This is a genomic window from Nocardioides marinus, from assembly GCF_013408145.1.
Taxonomy (GTDB): domain Bacteria; phylum Actinomycetota; class Actinomycetes; order Propionibacteriales; family Nocardioidaceae; genus Nocardioides; species Nocardioides marinus.
The window spans coordinates 1,822,763-1,841,300 of record NZ_JACBZI010000001.1 but is presented as its reverse complement, the minus strand read 5'-3'; the positions used below and the strand labels follow the sequence as shown (position 1 = coordinate 1,841,300).

Here is an 18,538-nt window from a genome sequence, read left to right as displayed (position 1 = left end):
GTGTCCGCTCCCCGCTCGCGGTTCGGCCGTCTCCTGCGCACGCCCCTGACGCTCTTCCTGGTCGTCAGCCTCCTGCTGGTCTCGGGCATCTTCATCGCGACCAACGCCATCGCCACCAGGGCCGCCGAGCGTGCGGCACTCGAGCAGGCCGAGTCGGTCACGCAGTCGTTGGCGGGCTCGGTGATGCCCGGGAACCTGCGGGAGGGCCTGCTGAACGGTCGCCCGGGGGCCGTCGACAAGTTCTTCCGGCGGCTGAAGCCCTTCAGCACTGGTGACATCGACAGCTTCGACGTGCTGACGACCGAGGGCCGGCTGGCCTTCGACTCCTCCGACGCGGGCGCCGCGCTCGACGACCACGTCTACGAGCTCTCCCGGAGCCAGGAGCGGGTGCTGGCGGACGGGGGCACGGTCTCGGAGTTCGCGGATCCGTCCTCCCTCCGCAGCTCCGACCGTCCCGGCTCGGAGGCGGGGCTGGTGAAGATCTCCACCCGCGTGTACGCGACCCGCGACTCCAAGGGCCGCGACACCGGGCTCAACCGGGGCCAGAGCGTGACCTCACCGGCCCTGTTCGTGGCCTACTGGGACCTCGACGACGTCGAGCAACGGCGCGAGGACATCTTCGGCACCTTCCGCTGGATCACGCTGGGGCCCCTGGTCCTGCTGGTCGTGATCTCCACCGCCATGCTGGCGGTGCTCACGAGCCAGGTGCGCCGGGGGAGTCGGGAGCGGGAGCGGCTGCTCCAGACCGCGATCGAGGCCTCGGACGCCGAACGGCGTCGCATCGCGCGCGACCTGCACGACGGCGTCGTCCAGGACCTGGCCGGGTCGGCGTTCGCGCTCTCCGGCGCAGCCCGGGACCCGGCCACGACCCCCGCGACCGCGCAGGTGCTCGGCTCCGTGAGCGCCTCGATGCGCGACAGCCTCAAGCAGATGCGCTCCCTGCTCGCCGAGATCCACCCGCCGGACCTGCACGGGCAGGGCCTGCAATCGGCGCTCGAGGACCTGATCGCCCCGGCGGCGGCCGCCGGGATCCACGCGTCCGTGAGTGCGGCGGGCGTGGAGGAGGCCACGGAGGCCGAGGTGGCCCTGCTGTGGCGGGTGGCGCAGGAGGCGGTGCGCAACGCGATCCGGCACTCCGGCGCCTCCACGCTCGCGGTCACCGTGCGCGGCGACACCGACGGCCTGCTGCTGGAGGTGGTCGACGACGGCGTCGGTTTCGACACCACCGCACCCAGCCCGCCGGACCGCTTCGGCCTCCGGGGCCTGCGCAGCCTGGTGCGCGACGTGGGCGGGGAGTTGGACGTCACCTCGGCGCTGGGCGAAGGTACCTCCGTGCGCATGGCGGTACGACGATGAGCGGCTCGGGGACCATCCGGGTCGTGCTGGTCGACGACCACGCCGTGATCCGGGCGGGCCTGGCCCAGCTGATCGCCACCGCGGAGGACATCGAGGTCGTCGGCCAGGCCGCCGACGGCGCCGAGGCGGTCGAGCAGGCGCGTGCCCTCACCCCCGACGTGGTGCTGATGGACCTGCAGATGCCCGGGGTGGACGGGGTCAGCGCGACCCGGGAGATCGTCTCGGCCGGGTTGGGGGTCGACGTCCTCGTGCTGACGTCGTACTCCGACAACGAGCGGATCCTCGACGCCCTCGACGCAGGAGCCGTGGGCTACCTGCTCAAGGACGCCGACCCCGACGACGTCCTCGCCGGGGTGCGGGCGGTGGCGCGGGGGGAGTCCCCGATCCACCCCAAGGCCGCGCGGGCACTGCTCGGCGCGCGCTCCGGAGGGGGCCGGCCCCAGCTGACCGCCCGTGAGGTGGAGGTGCTGACGCTGGTGCGCGACGGGCTGGCCAACAAGCAGATCGCCCGTCAGCTCGAGATCAGCGAGCGCACCGTCAAGGCGCACCTGACAAGTGCCTTCTCACGCATCGGCGTCACCGACCGGACCCAGGCCGCGCTCTGGGCGCAGCGCAACGGCCTCTGAGCGGCGATCGGCGGCCTCGGGGCAACAGTCTGTCGCGGGTCAGTCGCCGGAGGGCAGCGGCGGGGGAGTGCCGCCCCAGGACGGGCACAGGGCCTTGTGGGCGCACCAGCTGCACAGCGGCCCCTTGCTGGGCCGCCAGTCCTGCTCGTCGGTCGCGCGGCGGATCGCCTCCCACACCGCCTGGACCTTCCGCTCGGTCGCGAGCAGGTCGTGCTCGTCGGGGACGTAGCGCACCAGCTCCCCGTTGCCGAGGTAGACCAGCTGCAGCATCGCGGGCACCACGCCTCGCAGCCGCCACAGCACCAGCGCGTAGAACTTCATCTGGAACAGCGCCCGACCCTCGAAGCCCGGGCCCGGGGCGCGACCGGTCTTGTAGTCGACCACCCGGATCGCGCCGTCGGGGGCGACGTCGACGCGGTCCACGAACCCGCGCAGCAGCAGCTTGGAGTCCAGCAGCCACTCGACGTAGAGCTCGCGCTCGGCGGGCTCCAGACGCGTGGGGTCCTCCAGGGTGAAGTAGCGCTCCAGCACCGTCCGGCAGGTGTCCCACCAGCGGTCGCGGTCCACCGAGTCATCGCCCTCGAAGATCGCCGCCAACCCGGGCTCGTCCTCGAGCAACCGGTGCCAGGAGGGCTCGAGCATCTGCTCGGCGCGCACCGGGGTCCGCTCCAGCGCCGGCAGCTCGAAGAGGTCCTCGAGCACCTTGTGGACCAAGGTGCCGCGCACCGCGTCGGGCGAGGCCGGCTCGGGCAACCGGTCGATGGTGCGGAAGCGGTAGAGCAGCGGGCAGGTCATGAAGTCGCCGGCCCGGCTGGGCGAGAGCGCCCCCAGCACCTCCACACCGTCCACCGACGTCGAGTGCCGCTCGGCGGGGCTGGGTGCCGCCACCTCCCCGGTCGGGATCTCCCCGGGCAGTACCTCCGCGCTCATGGGAGGCACGCTAGGCGATGGCGCCGACAGCGTGACCGGCGCACCGCCGTACGCCGCTCGGACGGGGCCGCAGGGTCAGATAGCCTCCCCGCGTGAGTGATCAGCGACCGCCGGGCACCTTCAAGGTCGGCACCGTGGCGGGCAGCGACGTGCTGGTCAGCACCTCCTGGTTCCTCGTCGCCGCGCTGATCGCGGTGATCATGGCGCCGCTCGTGGAGCAGGTGCAGCCGGGCCTCGGTGCGCTCAAGTACCTCGCCGGCCTGGCCTTCGCGGTGCTGCTCTACGGCTCGGTGCTCCTGCACGAGGCCTCCCACGCGGTCATGGCCAAGCGGCTGGGCTACCCGGTCACCTCGATCACGCTGCACTTCCTGGGCGGCATGACGTCGATCGAGGGGGAGGCCAAGCGCCCGCGGGAGGAGTTCCTCATCGCGGTGGTGGGGCCCCTGACCTCGATCCTGGTCGGCGTCGTCGCCCTGCTGCTCCTGCCCGTCACACCGGACGGGCTGACCCGCCTGGCCATGGAGGGCCTGGCCGGCGCCAACCTCCTGGTCGGGGTCCTCAACCTGGTGCCGGGGCTGCCGCTCGACGGCGGCCGCCTGCTCAAGGCCGGGGTCTGGGGCGCGACCGGCAGCATCGTGCGGGGCACGGTCGTGGCCGGCTGGGGCGGCCGGGTCGCCGCGGTCGCGGCACTGGCCTGGCCACTGCTGCAGGAGTCCGTCCTCGGTGTCCCGCCCGACGTGGTCGACTTCGTCCTCGCCCTCGTGATCGCCGCCTTCTTGTGGTCCGGCGCGACGGCCTCGATGTCCGCGGCCCGGCTGAGGAGCCGGCTGCCGCACCTCGTCGCCCGTGACCTGGCCCGCCGCACCCTGGCGGTGCCCGCGGACCTGCCGCTGGCCGAGGCGGTACGCCGGGCCCAGGAGGCCCGGGCCGGCGGGATCCTCACCACGACCACCGACGGCCGCGCCACCGGGCTGGTCTCGGAGGCGGCACTGCTCGCCACGCCCGAGGATCGCCGCCCGTGGGTGCCGACGTCGAGCGTGGCCAGGACCCTCGAGGAGGGGCTGCGCCTCCCCGTCGGGCTGCGCGGGGAGGAGCTGGTGCGCGCCCTGACCCGCACCCCGGCCGCCGAGTACCTCCTGGTCGAGGAGGACGGCAGCGTCTACGGGGTGCTGAGCACCGCCGACGTCGACCGGGCCTTCCGGGAGACCGCCGGCTGAGGTCGGCCCGCCCTGAGTCGCTCGCCCTGAGTCGCTCGCCCTGAGTCGCTCGCCCTGAGTCGCTCGCGCGGAGTCGCCGCGCCGGGCCGCGCCGGTCTAGGGTGCGCGCGTGTCCGAGCACGACCAGCACCCGTCCCAGCCCGTCGACGACGTCCCCCAGGAGGCCTGGTCCGGTGTCCACCGGGGCCCCCTGCGTGCCGGTGAGTGGGTGCGACTGGTCGACGGCAAGGGGCGCAAGCACAACTTCGCCCTGGAGGCGGGCAAGCGGTTCTTCTCCAACCGCGGCCACCTCGACCACGACGAGCTGATCGGTCGCGAGGAGGGCTTCACCGTCACCACGTCCGGCGGCGGGGACTACCTGGTCTTCCGGCCGCTGCTCTCGGAGTTCGTGGTCTCGATGCCCCGCGGGGCGGCGGTGATCTACCCCAAGGACGCCGCGCAGATCGTCGCGATGGCCGACATCTTCCCGGGCGCCCGCGTGGTCGAGGCCGGGGTGGGCTCCGGGGCCCTCACCTGCTCGCTGCTGCGCGCGGTGGGCCCGCAGGGCAGGGTGTCCTCCTACGAGCGTCGCGAGGAGTTCGCCGAGGTGGCCCGGCGCAACGTCGACCAGTTCTTCTCCGCGCCCGAGGGCAGCAGCCACCCGGCCTGGACCCTCACCCTCGGCGACCTCGCCGAGGCGCTGCCGGCCAGCGGTGAGCGCTGCGACCGGATCATCCTCGACATGCTCGCGCCGTGGGAGTGCCTGTCGGCCGCCGCGGACGCGCTGGTGCCGGGCGGCATCGTCTGCGCGTACGTCGCCACGACCACGCAGCTCTCGCGGTTCGTCGAGACGGTGCGGGCCCACGGAGGCTTCACCGAGCCGCACGCGTGGGAGTCGCTGGTGCGCGACTGGCACGTCGAGGGGCTCGCGGTGCGTCCGGACCACAAGATGATCGGCCACACGGCGTTCCTGGTCACCGCGCGCCGGATGGCGCCGGGCGAGAGGCCCCCGCGCAAGACCCGCCGTCCGGCACCGGGCGCCTACGGCCCGGACTACACCGGGCCCCGTCCCCCCGACGTCCCGCAGGAACCCGTCGCGCCGGCCGATGAGTGAGGTGGAGGGCCTCCCGCCCGCCGCGACGACGGGGTGGGCGACCGCGACACGGTGGTGACACAGCCGGTCCGAAATCGTGACCGACACCGTCCTGGTTGGCCTTCCGTGCTTCACGCACACGAGTAGGGTCACGGCAAGGAGGTGCTCTGATGTCGACATCCGATGGCAGGTCACGAGAAGGTTCCCCGAGTCCCGAGGCGGGTCGCAGCGCCGAGGAGCTCATGGGGCAGGTGCGCTTCCTGGAGGCCGAGGTCACCGACCTGCGGCGCCGTCTCAGCGACGCCCCCGGCTCCCACCGCACCGTCGAGCTGCGCCTGGCCGACGCCCAGCGGTCGCTGGCGGCCGTCACCAGCCAGAACGAGCGGCTCGCCCAGACCCTGCGCGAGGCCCGTGACCAGATCACGAAGCTGAAGGAGGAGGTCGACCGGCTGGCCCAGCCGCCCGCCGGGTTCGGGACCTTCCTGCAGCGCAACGGCGACGACTCCGTCGACGTCTTCACCGGCGGACGCAAGCTGCGCGTCAACGTCAGCCCCGACGTCGAGCTCGACGACCTGCGCCGCGGCCAGGAGGTCATGCTCAACGAGGCGCTCAACGTGGTCGCCGCCTTGGAGTTCGAGCAGGTCGGCGAGGTCGTGATGTTCAAGGAGCTGCTCGCCGACGGCGAGCGGGCCCTGGTCATCGCCAACGCCGACGAGGAGAAGGTCGTCCGCCTGGCCGCGCCGCTGCGCGAGGAGACCATCCGCGCCGGCGACTCCCTGCTGCTGGACTCCCGTGCCGGCTACGTCTACGAGAAGGTCCCCAAGTCCGAGGTCGAGGAGCTGGTCCTCGAGGAGGTCCCCGACATCGCCTACGAGTCCATCGGTGGCCTCGGGGGACAGATCGAGGCCATCCAGGACGCGGTGGAGCTGCCCTACCTCTACCCCGAGCTCTTCAAGGAGCACCAGCTCAAGCCGCCCAAGGGCGTGCTGCTCTACGGCCCTCCGGGCTGCGGCAAGACGCTGATCGCCAAGGCGGTCGCCAACAGCCTGGCCAAGAAGGTCGCGGCCAAGACCGGGGCGGAGGGGAAGTCCTACTTCCTCAACATCAAGGGCCCCGAGCTGCTCAACAAGTACGTCGGCGAGACCGAGCGCCACATCCGCCTGGTCTTCCAGCGGGCCCGTGAGAAGGCGTCGGCCGGCACCCCGGTCATCGTGTTCTTCGACGAGATGGACTCGCTGTTCCGCACCCGCGGCACCGGTGTCTCCTCCGACGTCGAGAACACCATCGTCCCGCAGCTGCTCAGCGAGATCGACGGCGTGGAGCTGCTGGAGAACGTGCTGGTCATCGGCGCCTCCAACCGCGAGGACATGATCGACCCCGCGATCCTGCGCCCCGGGCGCCTGGACGTGAAGATCAAGATCGAGCGTCCCGACGCCGAGGCCGCCCGAGACATCTTCAGCAAGTACCTCACCGCCGACCTCCCACTGCACGCCGAGGACCTCGCCGAGTTCGGTGGGGACCGCCAGGCCTGCGTCGACGGGATGATCCGCGCGACGGTGGAGCGGATGTACTCCGAGACCGAGGAGAACCGCTTCCTCGAGGTCACCTACGCCAACGGCGACAAGGAGGTCCTGTACTTCAAGGACTTCAACTCCGGCGCCATGCTGCAGAACATCGTCGACCGCGCGAAGAAGATGGCGATCAAGGACCTGCTGGACCACCAGCAGAAGGGTCTGCGGGTCAGCCACCTGCTCCAGGCGTGCGTGGACGAGTTCAAGGAGAACGAGGACCTCCCGAACACCACCAACCCCGACGACTGGGCCCGCATCTCCGGCAAGAAGGGCGAGCGGATCGTGTTCATCCGCACGCTCATCACCGGCAAGCAGGGCACCGAGCCGGGTCGCTCGATCGACACGGTGTCGAACACGGGTCAGTACCTGTGATGCTGCGGAAGGTCTGACTGATGTCAGTCAGACCTTCGCGATGGCGGTCGAAGGTTCGACCGCGAACCGAAAGGTTGGACTGACATCAGTCGAACCTTCCCTCACGGGGGCCGCGGATCAGCCGGTGGCAGGCCGCCGGGCGAGGAGCCGGTACCCGTAGACCCAGGGGCGGGCGACGGCAGGGCCGGGCAGGTAGCGCTCGGTCCGGTCGACGACCTCGAGCCCGGCCTGCTCCAGCAGGGCGACGGGGTCGCGGGTGAGGTGGCAGCCGCCGGCCACCCGCTTCTCGATCGGGTCCAGCCGGCGCTGCCAGCGCGCGACGCGAGCATCGGGGGACAGACCGTGCTCCAGCACGTGCACGGTGCCGTCGGGGCGGACCAGCCGCGCCATCTCGCGCGCGGCCAGCGCGGCGTCGGGGATCGTGCACAGCGAGAACGTGCACAGCACCGCGTCGTACGCCGAGGAGTCGGCGTCCACGCGCTGGCCGTCGAGCCCGACCCGACTCACCGGCCGGCTCGCGGTCCCGCGGCGCGCGGCGGACATCTCCCAGCCGAGGTCGGACGGCTCGACCGCGTCCACGGCGGTGACCGACGGCGGCAGGTGCGGCAGGTTCATGCCGCTGCCGAACCCGATCTCCAGCACCCGACCGGACAGGCCCTCGCAGACCAGCGTCCGCTCCCGGCGTACGTCGCCGCTCGACAGCGCCTTCTCGACCAGGCGCGGGACCACGCGCCTCTCCCACCAGCTCACCCGCACCACCGTAGTGCGCCCGCCGCGTAGGCTCGATCCATGAGCGTGCGACGGGTCATGGGCACCGAGGTCGAGTACGGCATCTCCGTGCAGGGCCAGCCCACCGCCAACCCGATGGTGGCCTCCTCGCAGGTCGTCAACGCCTACGCCTCGGCGACCCTGAAGGCGCGCCGGGCGCGGTGGGACTTCGAGGAGGAGTCGCCGCTGCGCGATGCCCGCGGCTTCGACATGAGCCGCCAGGTCGCCGACCCCAGCCAGCTCACCGACGAGGACCTCGGCCTGGCCAACGTCATCCTGACCAACGGCGCCCGGCTCTACGTCGACCACGCGCACCCGGAGTTCTCCACCCCCGAGGTCACCAACCCGCTCGACATCGTGCGGTGGGACAAGGCGGGGGAGCAGGTGATGCTCGACGCCCAGAAGCGGGCCGCCGCCCTGCCCGGGGGCCAGCCGATCCTGCTCTACAAGAACAACACCGACGGCAAGGGCGCCTCCTACGGCGCCCACGAGAACTACCTGATGCGTCGCTCCACGCCGTTCGCGGACATCGTCAAGCACCTCACGCCGTTCTTCGTCAGCCGGCAGGTCGTCTGCGGTGCCGGCCGCGTCGGGATCGGTCAGGACGGCCGCGACCACGGCTACCAGATCAGCCAGCGCGCGGACTTCTTCGAGGTCGAGGTCGGCCTGGAGACGACGCTGAAGCGGCCGATCATCAACACCCGCGACGAGCCGCACGCCGACCCCGAGAAGTACCGCCGCCTGCACGTCATCATCGGCGACGCCAACCTGGCCGAGATCTCCACCTACCTCAAGGTGGGCACCACCGCCCTGGTGCTGGCGATGATCGAGGACCGCTTCATCGATCGCGACCTCGGCGTCGACGGCCCGGTCTCGGCGCTGCGGGCGGTCTCCCACGACCCCGGCCTGCAGGAGCTGGTCACGCTCCACGACGGACGGCGGCTGACCGCGGTCCAGCTGCAGCTGGAGTACCTCGACCTGGCCCGCAAGTACGTCGAGGACCGGTACGGCGCCGACGCGGACGACCAGACGCTCGACGTCCTGGCGCGGTGGGAGTCGGTCCTGGACCGGCTCGAGCGGGACCCGATGTCCTTGGCCTCGGAGCTGGACTGGGTGGCCAAGCTCAAGCTCCTGGAGCAGTACCGCCAGCGCGACGGTCTCGGCTGGGACGACCCCAAGCTCCAGCTCATCGACATCCAGTACTCCGACATCCGGCCCGAGAAGGGCCTCTACCAGCGCTTGGTGCAGAGCGGCCGGATCCAGCGCCTGCTCACCGACGAGACCGTCGAGCGGGCCATGCACGAGCCACCGACCGACACCCGCGCCTACTTCCGCGGGCGGTGCCTGGAGCGCTACCCGACCGCGGTCGCGGCCGCGTCGTGGGACTCGGTGATCCTCGACCTCGCCGGCCGGGAGTCGCTGCAGCGCGTGCCGACCATCGACCCGCTGCGCGGCTCGCAGGCGCACGTGGGCGAGCTGTTCGACCGGTGCGAGACCCCGGAGGAGTTCTTCCTCGCGCTCACCCGCTGACCCCTGCCGGTCGCCGGCTGCTCACCGGGCCCACCAGCGCCCCCCGGAACCCGCGCGGACACGGGCCGAACGCCACCCGCATCCACCCGGGGAGTGGATAGGGTCGGGTCATGGCACAGGAGCAGAAGCAGCCGCGACGGTCCCAGGAGACCGAGGAGGTCGTCGAGACCTCCCCCGAGACCGATGTCGCCGAGCGCAAGGAGGCGCTGGACTCCGAGGTCGACGACATCCTCGACGAGATCGACGACGTCCTGGAGTCCAACGCCGAGGACTTCGTGAAGTCGTTCATCCAGAAGGGCGGCGAATGAGCGACCCGCGCCTGCCCGTGTCCTACCTCCAGCCGGGCACGTCCTCGTTCACCGACTTCCTGGCCCAGCAGGCCCCCGACCTGCTCCCGGGTCGACGCAGCGTCCCGCAGGGCAACGCCGCGGACCTCGCCCCGCACGGCACGACGATCGTCGCGGTGACCTTCCCCGGTGGTGTGCTCCTCGCCGGTGACCGACGCGCCACGATGGGCAACATCATCGCCAGCCGCGACATCGAGAAGGTCTTCCCGACCGACGAGTTCTCCGCGGCCGGGATCGCGGGCACCGCCGGCCTGGCCGTCGAGCTGGTGCGGCTGTTCCAGACCGAGCTCGAGCACTACGAGAAGATCGAGGGCACGACGCTGTCCCTCGACGGCAAGGCGAACCGCCTCTCCGCGCTGATCCGCGGCAACCTCGGCATGGCGATGCAGGGCCTGGCGGTCGTGCCGCTGTTCGTCGGCTACGACCTCGACCATGCCGGAGGACGGATCTTCTCCTACGACGTCACCGGCGGCCGCTACGAGGAGACCGGCTACCACGCGGTGGGTTCCGGCTCGCTGTTCGCCCGCGGGTCGCTGAAGAAGCTCTACCGCTCCGACCTGGAGATGGAGGAGGCCGCCACGGTCGCCCTCGAGGCGCTCTACGACGCCGCGGACGACGACTCCGCGACGGGTGGGCCCGACGTGACCCGCAGGATCTTCCCGATCCTGCACGTCATCACGGCCGAGGGCGGACGCCGGCTGACCCAGGAGGTCGTCGGTGACCTGGCCGAGCAGGTGGTCGCCGGCCGGATGAACCGACCGGGCGGACCGCACGCACCGCTGAACCCGGGGAGCACCTCATGAGCACGCCGTTCTACGTCTCGCCCGAGCAGCTGATGAAGGACCGGGCCGACTTCGCGCGCAAGGGCATCGCCCGCGGCCGCTCGGTCGTGGCCGTGCAGTACGCCGACGGCGTGCTCTTCGCCTCGGAGAACCCCTCCCAGGCGCTGCACAAGGTCTCGGAGATCTACGACCGGATCGCGTTCGCCGCGGTCGGCCGCTACAACGAGTTCGAGAACCTCCGCATCGCCGGCGTGCGCCTGGCCGACATGCGCGGCTACGCCTACGACCGCCGCGACGTGACGGGTCGGGGGCTGGCCAACGCCTACGCCCAGACCCTGGGGACGATCTTCTCCTCCGGTGGCGAGAAGCCCTACGAGGTGGAGATCTTCGTCGCCGAGATCGGCTCCCGGCCCGAGGACGACCAGATCTACCGGCTCACCTACGACGGCCAGGTCGCCGACGAGCACGACTACGCGGTCATGGGCGGCGCGGCCGACGTGGTGGGCAGCTACCTCCAGGAGCACTACACCGCCGGCGCGTCGCTCGAGGACGCGCTGCGCCTGGCGGTCGCGGCCCTGGGGCACAGCGAGTCCGAGGACCGCACCATCCGCGCCGACGACCTCGAGGTCGCCGTGCTGGACCGCACCCGCACCCAGCCCCGCAAGTTCGCCCGGATCCGGCCCGAGCGGCTCGAGCCGCTGCTGGGCGCTCCCGCGCCCACGCCGTCCGGGGGTGGCGAGACCTCGGCGGCCGGCGGCCCGCCGGACGAGCCGCCCGTGGCACCGCCGGTCGGCTGACGCCCTGCCGGGTGGGGGCTTTGGTCACCGAACGGTCACCAAAGCCCTCACTTGCCGCCTGCGCCACCGCTCGACCCGTAGTGTTCCGGTATGGATCGTCGGATCTTCGGCATCGAGAACGAGTACGGCGTCACCTGCACCTTCAAGGGCCAGCGCCGCCTCAGCCCCGACGAGGTCGCGCGCTACCTCTTCCGGAAGGTCGTCAGCTGGGGGCGCAGCAGCAACGTCTTCCTGCGCAACGGGGCGCGGCTCTACCTCGACGTGGGCAGCCACCCCGAGTACGCCACCCCCGAGTGCGACGACATCGTCGACCTGGTCACCCATGACAAGGCGGGGGAGCGGGTCCTGGAGGGCCTGCTGCTCGACGCCGAGCAGCGCCTGCACGACGAGGGCATCGCCGGCGAGATCTACCTGTTCAAGAACAACACCGACTCCGCCGGCAACTCCTACGGCTGCCACGAGAACTACCTGGTCTCCCGCAGCGGGGAGTTCACCCGGCTCGCAGACGTGCTGATCCCGTTCCTGGTGACCCGGCAGATCATCGTCGGCGCCGGCAAGATCACCCAGACCCCGCGCGGGACCGGCTACAGCGTCAGCCAGCGCGCCGAGCACATCTGGGAGGGCGTCAGCAGCGCGACGACGCGCAGCCGTCCGATCATCAACACCCGCGACGAGCCGCACGCCGACGCCGAGAAGTACCGCCGACTGCACGTGATCGTGGGCGACTCCAACATGAGCGAGACCACGACCCTGCTCAAGGTCGCCTCCTGCGACCTGGTGCTGCGGATGATCGAGGAGGGCGTGGTGATGCGCGACCTCACGATGGAGAACCCCATCCGGGCGATCCGCGAGATCAGCCACGACGTCACCGGCCGGCGCAAGGTCCGGCTGGCCAACGGTCGCGAGGCCAGCGCCCTGGAGATCCAGGCCGAGTACCTCTCCAAGGCCCGGGACTTCGTGGACCGTCGCGAGATCTCCACCCCGGTCATCGAGCAGGTGCTCGACCTGTGGGAGCGCGGCCTCAAGGCCGTCGAGTCCGACGACCTCGGCCTGGTCGACACCGAGATCGACTGGGTCATCAAGTGGAAGCTGATCGACGCCTACCGTGCCAAGCACGGCCTGCCGCTGGGCCACCCGCGCATCGCCCAGCTCGACCTGGCCTACCACGACATCCACCGCCAGCGCGGCCTCTACTACCTGCTGGAGAAGCGGGGCCGGGTCGCCCGCGTCACCAGCGACCTGAAGATCTTCGAGGCCAAGTCCGTGCCGCCGCAGAACACCCGTGCGCGCCTGCGCGGTGAGTTCATCCGCAAGGCCCAGGAGCGCCGCCGCGACTTCACCGTCGACTGGGTGCACCTCAAGCTCAACGACCAGGCCCAGCGCACCGTGCTGTGCAAGGACCCCTTCCGCGCCTACGACGAGAGGGTCCAGCGTCTGATCGAGAGCATGTGAGCGGTAGGGTTCCCCTGCTCTGCACGCCACCTCGCGAAGGAATCCCCGGTGCCTCGACGCGTACGCCGACCGCTGGCCCTGCTGGTCGCCCCTGCTCTGCTGATCCCCGCCCTCGTGGCGTGCGGCTCCGACGACGCCGACGCGGGCGCCGGCCTGGACGCCGTGGAGATCACCGGCACCGTCGGGGAGGCCCCCGAGGTCACGTGGGGCGAGGACTTCTCCGCCACCTCCGACCCGCAGGTCGAGACCGTGGTGGCCGGCGACGGCCCGGAGCTGTCGGCCGACGGTGACGCGCTGGTGCACTACTGGATCGGCAACGGCTACGACGAGTCCGAGGCGCTGTCGACGTACACCTCGCTGCCCGAGGTCGTCGACCTCTCCGACGACCAGCTGACCGAGGTCTTCTCCGCCGCGCTCGACGGTGCCACCGTCGGCTCGCGGATCGCCGCCAGCGTCGTCGCCGAGGAGGTCGTGGGCCCCTCGGGCAACTCCGCCCTGGGCATCTCGAACGCCGACCCGCTGCTGCTGGTCTTCGACGTGCTCGGGCCCGACGCGGTCGACGAGCCGTACGCCGAGGACGGCACCGGCTTCGCCCCCGACCTGGTCCTCGACGAGGACGGCAAGCCCGAGGCCATGCGCTTCCAGGGCCGCCCGCGCCCGACCGGCCGGCTGCAGGTCCAGACCGTCGTCGAGGGCGACGGAGAGGTCGTGCGCAAGTCCGACGTCGTGATGGTCGACTACCTCGGCTCGGTCTACGCCAAGCCCAAGCCGTTCGACGGCAGCTACGACGGCGACCCGCTCGTCCAGCAGCTCAGCGGCCTGGTGCCGGGCTGGGCCGAGGCGCTGGCCGGCAAGACCGTCGGCAGCCGGGTGTGGATGGCCCTGCCGCCGCGCTTCGGCTACGGCGCCGCCGGCAACGAGGGCGCCGGCATCAAGGGGACCGACACGATCTACTTCCTCGTCGACATCCTGGCCCGCGCCCCGAAGCCGGTGCAGCCCGAGCCCGAGGAGCCCGAGGAGTCGGAGTCGCCCGCGGCCAGCCCCAGCGCTGACGCGTCCCAGAGCCCCAGCCCCTCGGACGACGAGTCCTGACCCCGACCACCCCGACCACCCCGACCACCCCGACCACTCCGCACCCACCCCGGGACCCGGCATGAGCGTCCGCAAGAGCGAGCGGCTGATGAACCTGCTCATCATGCTGCTCGTCCAGCGGCACTACGTGCCCAAGGGGCGGATCCGTGAGCTGCTCTACCCCGGGTCCTCCGACGAGGCGTTCGAGAAGATGTTCGAGCGCGACAAGGACGAGCTGCGTGCCCTGGGGGTGCCGATCGAGATCGGGCAGATGGATGCCTACTTCGACGACGACCCCGGCTACCGCATCCGCCCCGACGACCTGTCGCTGCCCGACATCGACCTGACCCCCGACGAGGCCTCGGTCATCGGTCTCGCGACCCGGGTCTGGCAGCACGCCAAGCTCGCCGAGGCGACCACCGACGCCGTGCGCAAGCTCAGTGCGCTCGGGGTGCCGGTCGACCCGGGTGCACTCGACATCGTCGAGCCCCGGCTCAGCGCCGACGAACCCGCCTTCGACGTCTTCTGGGAGGCCGTGCAGGAGCGGCGTGCCGTGGCCTTCGACTACCGCACCGCCCAGGCGACCGAGACCACCACCCGCCACCTCCAGCCGTGGGGCGTCACCCGCTACGCCGGACGCTGGTACGTCGTGGGGCTCGACACCGACCGGGGCGAGGAGCGGGTCTTCCGGCTCTCCCGGGTGCAGGGCCAGGCGCGTCCAGAGGGCCCGCCCGCGGCGTACGACGTCCCGGCGGGCACCGACGTCCAGGCCCTGGCCCGCCGGCTCGCGCCGGACCCGGTGCGCCTGGAGGCCACCTTGCTGGTGCGGCGCGGGGCCGGCCACACGCTGCGGCGCGGGGCCGACCACGTCGAGCAGGACGTCGTCGGCCCCGACGAGCGCACCCGATGGGACCGGGTGCGGCTCACCCGGGCCCGCCTCGGTCTCGACGACGACATCCTCACCCACGGCGACTCGGTGGTGGTCGAGGCACCGGCCGAGCTGCGCGAGCAGGTCGTCGACCGGCTGCGTCGGGCCCTGGCCGCCGACGGTCCGGTCACCGACGGTCCCGCCACGGGAGGGGACCGATGAGCACGACGCCCGCCCCGCAGGCACGTGACCAGGTCGCCCGGCTGCTGACCCTGGTGCCCTACCTGCACGCCCGTGGCACCGTGCACGTCGACCAGGCCGCCCGCGAGCTCGGCACGACGCCCACGCAGCTGGTCAAGGACCTCAAGGTGCTGCTGATGTGCGGGCTGCCCGGCGGCTACCCCGACGACCTGATCGACGTCGACCTCGACGCGCTGGAGGAGGGTGGCGACGGCGTCATCCGGGTCTCCAACGCCGACTACCTCGCCCGCCCCCTGCGCCTGACGCCGACCGAGGCCAGCGCGGTGATCGTCGCGCTGCGGGCCCTGCGCAACAGCGCCGGCCCCGACACCCGTGAGGTCCTCGACCGCACGCTCGCCAAGCTCGAGGCGGCCGCCGCCCACGGCGGCGTGGGACGGATCGACCCCGGCCAGGGTGCCGCGGACGCCGACGTCGCCCTGCTGGCCAGGCGGCTGCAGGAGGCCGTCGAGCGAGGGCGCCAGGTGCGCCTGCGCTACTACGTCCCCAGCCGCGACGAGGTGACCGTCCGGGTGGTCGACCCGCACGCGGTCACCCGCGGACAGGGCTTCGCCTACCTCGACGCCGACTGCCACAGCGCCGGTGCGCCGCGGCTGTTCCGGCTCGACCGGATCCAGGACGCGGAGGTCCTCGACACCGCCGTCAGCTCCACGCCCCGACCCGGTCGCGAGCTGCCCGCCGGCGTCATCGACGAGCAGGAGAGCGTGGTGGCCACCCTGCGCCTGGCGCCCGAGGCGCGCTGGGTCGTCGACTACTACCCGGTGCTGGCGACCCGCCCGGTCGACGGGGCGGACCCCGACGGCGCGCTGGAGGTGGACCTCCGGGTCGCCGACGCGCGGTGGCTGACCCGGCTGGTGCTGCGCCTGGCGCCGTACGCCGAGGTCGTGGCACCCCAGGAGTTCACCGACTCGTCGGTCGCCGCCGCGCGGGCCACGCTCGGTCTCTACTCCTGACGCGACGTAGGATGGTCCGCAGCAGACCGCGGCGCCCCCGGCGTCGTGTCCCCGAGAGAAGGCAGTGCCACAGATGTTCTCGCTGATCGCCATGCCCCAGGGCGCCGAGTGGCTCGTGATCCTCGCGATCGTGATCCTCGTCTTCGGTGCGGCCAAGCTCCCCGACCTCGCCCGGGGCACCGGGCAGGCGCTGCGCATCTTCAAGGCCGAGACCAAGGGCCTGCGCGACGACGACGACGAGACCCCGGCCAAGGACTCCACACCGGCGGGCGAGCTCCCCACCTCGACCACCCAGGAGACCTCCACGGACTCGCCCACCGTCGGCGAGACCAACCGCGACCAGCAGCACGGCTGAGTGGCGCTCCGCGGGATCGTCGGCCTCTTCGTCGGCAAGCCCCACCACCCCGTCGGTCCTGACGGGAGGATGGCCCTCAGCGACCACCTGCGCGAGCTGCGCGCCCGCATCCTCAAGGTCGCTCTCACGCTGATCGTGGCGCTGGTCGTCGCCCTGTTCTTCTTCGACCAGCTCTTCGACCTCGTCTACGGCCCCTACGAGCAGGCCGTCGAGCGGCTCGAGGACAAGCAGACCCTGGCCACCACCACCGGGGCCGGCGGCGGCCTGATGCTCTACCTCAAGCTGTGCGGCTTCGCCGCGCTGGTCGCCACCGCACCGGTGTGGCTCTACCAGATCTGGGCGTTCATCATGCCCGGCCTGCACGCCCACGAGCGCAAGTGGACCCGCGTCTTCGGCGCCGTCGCCACCCCGCTGTTCCTCGTCGGCATCTGGCTCGGCTACGTCACGCTCCCCAAGGGCCTGGAGATCCTGATCGGGTTCAACCCCGACGGCATCACCAACATCTTGGAGTTCTCCGGCTACCTGCAGTTCTTCACCCGCACCATGCTGGTCTTCGGCATCGCCTTCGAGATCCCCGTCTTCGTCGTGCTGCTCAACCTCGCCGGGGTGGTCAAGGGCCGCCAGCTGGCCGAGCACCGCCCCTGGATCATCGTCGGGCTCTTCGTCTTCGCCGCCGTCGCGACACCGTCGGCGGACCCGTTCACGATGACCTTCATGGCCGTCCCGATGGTCGTGCTCTTCTTCTTCGCCGAGATCATCGCCCGGTGGAACGACCGGCGGCGCGAGCGCAACAAGCCCTTCGCCGGGCTCTCCCCGGACGAGACCAGCCAGCTGTGAGGGGCCGGCTGTGAAGGCTCCGCACCCCGACGAGGTGGACCCCTTCGACCTGCCCGAGTGGCTCGGCACCGCCGAGGTCACCTGGACCTCTGCGTCCGGGCTGCGCTCGGGGCACCTGGTCACCGGCACCCTGCACGACCAGAGCCGCGAGCACGGCGAGCACCCCTGCGACCTGCTCGCCGTCGACGAGGCCTACCCGGCCCCCGTCGTCGACGACGACACCCGCACCCGCGCCCACCAGGCGTGGCGGCACGGCCAGGTGCTCTGCGTGACCCACCCGCCCGGTCCCGAGGGGCGGCTCTCGCTCGCCGTGCCCGGTCGTGACCTGACCGCCGGCCGTGCGCTGGACGCGCTGGCCCGGCTCTCGAAGGCCGTCGGCGCCTCCGCCGACGACTGGAGCGTGCTGATCCGCATCGGCGAGGAGCGTGCGGCGACCCGGCGCGGCCGCTAGGTTCGCGCAGGTGAACGGTGCCGTCCCGCGCGTCGCGCTGCTGACCAACCCGACCTCCGGCAAGGGCCGGGGTGCCCGTGGTCGCGAGGCCACCCTCGACGTGCTGCGGGGGACCGACGTCGAGGTGCTGGACCTGGTCGGCGCCGACGCGGACGAGGCGCTCGCGATGGCGCGCAGGGCCGTCCCCGACGTCGACGCCCTGGTGGTCTGCGGCGGCGACGGGCTCGTGCACCTGGCGGTGCAGGCACTGGCCGACTCGTCCACGGCGCTCGGCGTCGTACCCGCTGGCACCGGCAACGACGTGGCGCGCTACCTCGACCTGCCGCGCCGCGACCCCGCCGCCGCCGCGCACGCGATCGTGGCGGCACTGTGCCACCCCGAGGACCCCCGTCGCAGGCGCCGCATCGACCTGGCCAGGGCCGGGGACAAGCACTTCGTCACCGTCCTGGCCGCGGGCTTCGATGCCAAGGTCAACGAGCGCGCCAACGCGATGACGTGGCCGCGCGGGCAGATGCGGTACAACATCGCCACGCTGGCCGAGCTGCGCACCTTCGCCCCGATCTCCTACACCCTCGACCTCGACGGGGAGACCCGCTCGCTCGAGGCGATGATGGTCGCCGTCGGCAACGGGCCGTCCTTCGGCGGCGGGCTGCGCATCACCGAGGGTGCCGTGCTCGACGACGGGCTGCTCGACGTGGTCGTCATCAAGCCGATGGGCAAGGGCGAGCTGGTGCGCACCTATCCCAAGCTGTTCAGCGGCACCCACACCACCCACCGGCAGTACGAGCACCACCGCGTGCGTCGGGTGACCGTGGCCGCTCCGGGCATCGTGACCTACGCGGACGGCGAGCGCTTCGGGCCGCTCCCGCTGACGGTGGAGTGCGCGCCGGGCGCGCTGGAGGTTCTCACCCCCGCGTAGGTTGGG

At 71.9% G+C, this 18,538-nt stretch carries 19 protein-coding genes; 17 read left to right on the top strand and 2 right to left on the bottom strand.

What is annotated here, in order from left to right:
- Window positions 1-1,356, top strand: coding sequence for a histidine kinase (locus BKA05_RS20275; RefSeq protein ID WP_179531091.1), 1,356 nt, complete (start codon window positions 1-3; stop codon window positions 1,354-1,356).
- The gene (locus tag BKA05_RS08735) at window positions 1,353-1,982 is read left to right on the top strand and encodes a response regulator (protein ID WP_179531090.1); all 630 of its coding nucleotides are present in this window, start codon (window positions 1,353-1,355) and stop codon (window positions 1,980-1,982) included. The genes BKA05_RS20275 and BKA05_RS08735 overlap by 4 nt, the downstream gene beginning before the upstream one ends.
- Before the next feature lie 39 nt (window positions 1,983-2,021).
- Here the strand turns inward: BKA05_RS08735 and BKA05_RS08730 are convergent, their stop codons facing one another.
- Entirely contained in the window at window positions 2,022-2,912 is an 891-nt protein-coding gene (locus tag BKA05_RS08730; protein WP_179531089.1) for a RecB family exonuclease, read from the bottom strand.
- A 92-nt stretch (window positions 2,913-3,004) separates the two neighbouring features.
- Here BKA05_RS08730 and BKA05_RS08725 point away from each other — a divergent pair, with 92 nt between their 5' ends.
- From BKA05_RS08725 to arc, 3 genes are all read left to right on the top strand, one after another.
- On the top strand, window positions 3,005-4,129 hold the full coding sequence (locus tag BKA05_RS08725) for a M50 family metallopeptidase (protein WP_343045579.1): 1,125 nt from the start codon (window positions 3,005-3,007) through the stop codon (window positions 4,127-4,129).
- Between the two features lie 109 nt (window positions 4,130-4,238).
- Window positions 4,239-5,222 carry a tRNA (adenine-N1)-methyltransferase gene (locus BKA05_RS08720; protein WP_179531088.1) on the top strand — a complete coding sequence of 328 codons (984 nt, stop codon included), beginning with the start codon at window positions 4,239-4,241 and terminating at the stop codon, window positions 5,220-5,222.
- Between the two features lie 149 nt (window positions 5,223-5,371).
- Window positions 5,372-7,144, top strand: coding sequence for a proteasome ATPase (gene arc / locus BKA05_RS08715; protein WP_179531087.1), 1,773 nt, complete (start codon window positions 5,372-5,374; stop codon window positions 7,142-7,144).
- 117 nt (window positions 7,145-7,261) lie between these two features.
- Here the strand turns inward: arc and BKA05_RS08710 are convergent, their stop codons facing one another.
- A complete protein-coding gene (locus tag BKA05_RS08710) occupies window positions 7,262-7,894 on the bottom strand; it encodes a methyltransferase domain-containing protein (protein WP_179531086.1) in 633 nt (210 codons plus the stop codon).
- A 39-nt stretch (window positions 7,895-7,933) separates the two neighbouring features.
- Between BKA05_RS08710 and dop the strand changes: the two genes are divergently transcribed.
- The 12 genes from dop (at window position 7,934) to BKA05_RS08650 (ending at window position 18,532) form a co-directional block, all read left to right on the top strand.
- The gene (dop, locus tag BKA05_RS08705) at window positions 7,934-9,442 is read left to right on the top strand and encodes a depupylase/deamidase Dop (protein ID WP_218842376.1); all 1,509 of its coding nucleotides are present in this window, start codon (window positions 7,934-7,936) and stop codon (window positions 9,440-9,442) included.
- Window positions 9,443-9,552: 110 nt separating this feature from the next.
- Complete coding sequence (locus BKA05_RS08700; protein ID WP_179531085.1) at window positions 9,553-9,750, top strand: ubiquitin-like protein Pup; 198 nt, start codon at window positions 9,553-9,555, stop codon at window positions 9,748-9,750.
- Window positions 9,747-10,592, top strand: a complete 846-nt coding sequence (gene prcB / locus BKA05_RS08695; protein WP_179531084.1) for a proteasome subunit beta — start codon at window positions 9,747-9,749, stop codon at window positions 10,590-10,592. Before BKA05_RS08700 ends, prcB begins: the two co-directional genes overlap by 4 nt.
- Complete coding sequence (gene prcA, locus BKA05_RS08690) at window positions 10,589-11,368, top strand: proteasome subunit alpha (RefSeq protein WP_179531083.1); 780 nt, start codon at window positions 10,589-10,591, stop codon at window positions 11,366-11,368. The genes prcB and prcA overlap by 4 nt, the downstream gene beginning before the upstream one ends.
- 90 nt (window positions 11,369-11,458) lie before the next feature.
- The gene (gene pafA, locus BKA05_RS08685; protein WP_179531082.1) at window positions 11,459-12,820 is read left to right on the top strand and encodes a Pup--protein ligase; all 1,362 of its coding nucleotides are present in this window, start codon (window positions 11,459-11,461) and stop codon (window positions 12,818-12,820) included.
- Window positions 12,821-12,868: 48 nt separating this feature from the next.
- On the top strand, window positions 12,869-13,912 hold the full coding sequence (locus BKA05_RS20270; RefSeq protein WP_179531081.1) for an FKBP-type peptidyl-prolyl cis-trans isomerase: 1,044 nt from the start codon (window positions 12,869-12,871) through the stop codon (window positions 13,910-13,912).
- A 61-nt stretch (window positions 13,913-13,973) separates the two neighbouring features.
- Complete coding sequence (locus BKA05_RS08675; protein ID WP_179531080.1) at window positions 13,974-14,981, top strand: helix-turn-helix transcriptional regulator; 1,008 nt, start codon at window positions 13,974-13,976, stop codon at window positions 14,979-14,981.
- Window positions 14,978-15,970: a helix-turn-helix transcriptional regulator gene (locus BKA05_RS08670; protein ID WP_179531079.1), complete on the top strand. Its 993-nt coding sequence runs from the start codon at window positions 14,978-14,980 to the stop codon at window positions 15,968-15,970. The genes BKA05_RS08675 and BKA05_RS08670 overlap by 4 nt, the downstream gene beginning before the upstream one ends.
- 73 nt (window positions 15,971-16,043) lie before the next feature.
- On the top strand, window positions 16,044-16,325 hold the full coding sequence (locus BKA05_RS08665; RefSeq protein WP_179531078.1) for a Sec-independent protein translocase subunit TatA: 282 nt from the start codon (window positions 16,044-16,046) through the stop codon (window positions 16,323-16,325).
- On the top strand, window positions 16,326-17,162 hold the full coding sequence (gene tatC, locus BKA05_RS08660) for a twin-arginine translocase subunit TatC (RefSeq protein ID WP_179531077.1): 837 nt from the start codon (window positions 16,326-16,328) through the stop codon (window positions 17,160-17,162).
- Between the two features lie 10 nt (window positions 17,163-17,172).
- The gene (locus tag BKA05_RS08655) at window positions 17,173-17,613 is read left to right on the top strand and encodes a hypothetical protein (protein WP_179531076.1); all 441 of its coding nucleotides are present in this window, start codon (window positions 17,173-17,175) and stop codon (window positions 17,611-17,613) included.
- Between the two features lie 10 nt (window positions 17,614-17,623).
- On the top strand, window positions 17,624-18,532 hold the full coding sequence (locus BKA05_RS08650) for a YegS/Rv2252/BmrU family lipid kinase (RefSeq protein ID WP_179531075.1): 909 nt from the start codon (window positions 17,624-17,626) through the stop codon (window positions 18,530-18,532).
- Window positions 18,533-18,538 lie beyond the last annotated feature (6 nt).